Below are 2,914 nucleotides of genomic sequence, written 5' to 3'. Positions count from 1 at the left end.
GCGTCCGGCAAGGTGCTCCAGGCGCTCGGCGCGGTGATCCCCGAGCTGTGGGGCGGCTCCGCCGACCTCGCGGGCTCGAACAACACCACCATCGACAAGGACAGCTCCTTCCTGCCCGAGGGCAACCCGCTGCCGGAGGCCAACCCGTACGGCCGCACGATCCACTTCGGCATCCGCGAGCACTCCATGGGCGCGGAGCTGAACGGCATCACGCTGCACGGCAACACCCGGGCGTACGGCGGCACCTTCCTCGTCTTCTCCGACTACATGCGCAACGCCGTGCGCCTGTCGGCCCTGATGCACCTGCCGGTGACGTACGTCTACACGCACGACTCCATCGGCCTCGGCGAGGACGGCCCCACCCACCAGCCGGTCGAGCACCTGGCCTCGCTGCGCGCGATCCCGGGCCTGAACGTCGTCCGCCCGGCGGACGCCAACGAGACCGCGATCGCCTGGCGCGAGATCCTCAAGCGCTACACCAAGGAGTTCGGCAAGGGCCAGCCGCACGCCTTCGCCCTCACCCGGCAGGGCGTGCCGACCTACGAGCCCGACGAGAACGCGGCCAAGGGCGGCTATGTGCTGTTCGAGGCCGAGGGCGGCGAAGCGCAGGTGATCCTGATCGCCACCGGTTCCGAGGTGCACGTGGCCGTGGAGGCCCGTGAGCAGCTCCAGGCCGAGGGCGTTCCCACGCGGGTCGTCTCGATGCCGTCGGTCGAGTGGTTCGAGCAGCAGGACCAGGGGTACCGGGACTCCGTGCTGCCGCCGTCCGTCAAGGCCCGTGTCGCCGTGGAGGCGGGCATCGGGCTGACCTGGCACAAGTACGTGGGGGACGCCGGCCGCATCGTTTCCCTGGAGCACTTCGGTGCCTCCGCCGACGGCAAGGTCCTCTTCCGCGAGTTCGGCTTCACCGCCGGGAACGTGGTCGCCAAGGCCCGGGAATCCATCGCCGCCGCCCAGCGCTGACGCTCATATACGACACGTAGGAGATGTAATTCCATGACAGACGCACTCAAGCGCCTCTCCGAGGAAGGCGTCGCGATCTGGCTGGACGACCTGTCGCGCAAGCGGATCACGTCCGGCAACCTCGCCGAGCTGATCGACCAGCAGCACGTCGTGGGCGTCACCACCAACCCGACGATCTTCCAGAAGGCGATCTCGCAGGGCGACGGGTACGACCAGCAGCTGTCGGACCTCGCCGCCCGCAAGGTCACCGTCGAAGAGGCCATCCGCATGATCACCACGGCGGACGTCCGCGACGCCGCCGACATCCTGCGCCCGGTCTTCGACGCCACGAACGGCCAGGACGGCCGGGTCTCCATCGAGGTCGACCCGCGCCTGGCGCACAACGAGAAGGCGACCGTCGCCGAGGCCAAGCAGCTGGCCTGGCTGGTGGACCGCCCGAACACCCTCATCAAGATCCCGGCCACCATGGCGGGCGTCCCGGCGATCACCGACGTCATCGGCCTGGGCATCAGCGTCAACGTCACGCTGATCTTCTCCCTGGAGCGGTACCGCGCCGTCATGGACGCCTACCTCTCCGGTCTGGAGAAGGCCAAGGAGCGCGGCCTGGACCTGTCCGAGATCCACTCCGTGGCGTCCTTCTTCGTGTCCCGCGTGGACACCGAGATCGACAAGCGCCTGGACGGGATCGGCACCGACGAGGCCAAGGCGCTGCGCGGCAAGGCCGCCCTCGCCAACGCCCGCCTCGCCTACCAGGCGTACGAGGAGGTCTTCTCCTCCGACCGCTGGAGCGCGCTGGAGAAGGCGGGCGCCAACAAGCAGCGTCCGCTGTGGGCCTCGACCGGCGTGAAGGACCCGGCGTACCCGGACACCCTGTACGTCACCGAGCTGGTCGCGCCGAACACGGTCAACACCATGCCGGAGGCCACGCTGGAGGCCACCGACGACCACGGCGAGATCGGCGGCGACACCGTCACCGGCACCTACGAGCAGGCGCGCGCCGACCTGGACGCGCTGGAGAGGCTCGGGATCTCGTACGACGACGTCGTGCAGGTGCTGGAGGACGAGGGCGTCGACAAGTTCGAGTCGTCCTGGAACGACCTGCTGAAGTCCACCCAGGCGGAGCTCGAGCGCCTCGCCCCCTCGGAGGGCTGACTTGTCACCCGTTCCCGGTTCCGGAGCGAACCCGCTTCGTGACCCGGCCGACCGACGGCTCCCGCGCATCGCGGGGCCGTCGGGTCTGGTCATCTTCGGTGTCACGGGCGACCTGTCGCGCAAGAAGCTGATGCCCGCGGTCTACGACCTCGCCAACCGGGGTCTGCTGCCGCCGGGCTTCTCGCTGGTGGGCTTCGCCCGCCGCGACTGGGAGGACGAGGACTTCGCCCAGGTCGTGCACGACGCGGTCAAGGAGCACTCGCGCACCCCCTTCCGCGAGGAGGTCTGGCAGCAGCTCATCCAGGGGATGCGCTTCGTCCAGGGCACCTTCGACGACGACGAGGCGTTCGAGCGGCTGCGCGCCACCATCGAGGAGCTGGACAAGGCCCAGGGCACGGGCGGGAACTTCGCCTTCTACCTGTCGGTGCCGCCCGGTTCCTTCCCCGTCGTCATCCAGCAGCTGAAGAAGCACTCCCTGGCCGACCAGAGCGGCGGCTCCTGGCGGCGCGCGGTCATCGAGAAGCCGTTCGGGCACGACCTGGCGTCGGCCGAGGAGCTGAACAAGGTCGTGCACGAGGTGTTCGAGCCGGAGCAGGTGTTCCGGATCGACCACTACCTCGGCAAGGAGACCGTCCAGAACATCCTGGCGCTGCGCTTCGCCAACCAGATGTTCGAGCCGATCTGGAACCGGTCCTTCGTGGACCACGTGCAGATCACGATGGCCGAGGACATCGGCATCGGCGGCCGGGCCGGCTACTACGACGGCATCGGCGCCGCCCGCGACGTCATCCAGAACCAC

The 2,914-nt window shown here is 69.0% G+C and carries 3 protein-coding genes; all 3 read left to right on the top strand.

Annotation, left to right across the window (positions count from 1 at the left end; translation table 11 throughout):
* A partial coding sequence (locus IF37_RS0138100; RefSeq protein WP_030754218.1) for a transketolase family protein occupies positions 1–963 on the top strand: 963 nt, incomplete at its 5' end.
* Positions 964–996: 33 nt separating this feature from the next.
* On the top strand, positions 997–2,115 hold the full coding sequence (gene tal, locus IF37_RS0138095; RefSeq protein ID WP_030754207.1) for a transaldolase: 1,119 nt from the start codon (positions 997–999) through the stop codon (positions 2,113–2,115).
* A gap of 1 nt (position 2,116) precedes the next feature.
* The coding region (locus IF37_RS0138090; protein ID WP_037858259.1) for a glucose-6-phosphate dehydrogenase at positions 2,117–2,914 on the top strand (798 nt) is incomplete at its 3' end.

The sequence above is a fragment of the Streptomyces sp. NRRL S-31 genome, assembly GCF_000718775.1.
Classification (GTDB): Bacteria; Actinomycetota; Actinomycetes; order Streptomycetales; family Streptomycetaceae; genus Streptomyces.
The sequence above is the reverse complement of the archived record's forward strand: the minus strand, read 5'-3'. Positions and strand labels throughout refer to the sequence as shown.

What these genes read in the sequence shown, in the direction of transcription:
- tal (WP_030754207.1), top strand. Translation starts at nt 997, where the DNA reads ATGACAGACGCACTCAAGCGCCTCTCCGAGGAAGGCGTCGCGATCTGG.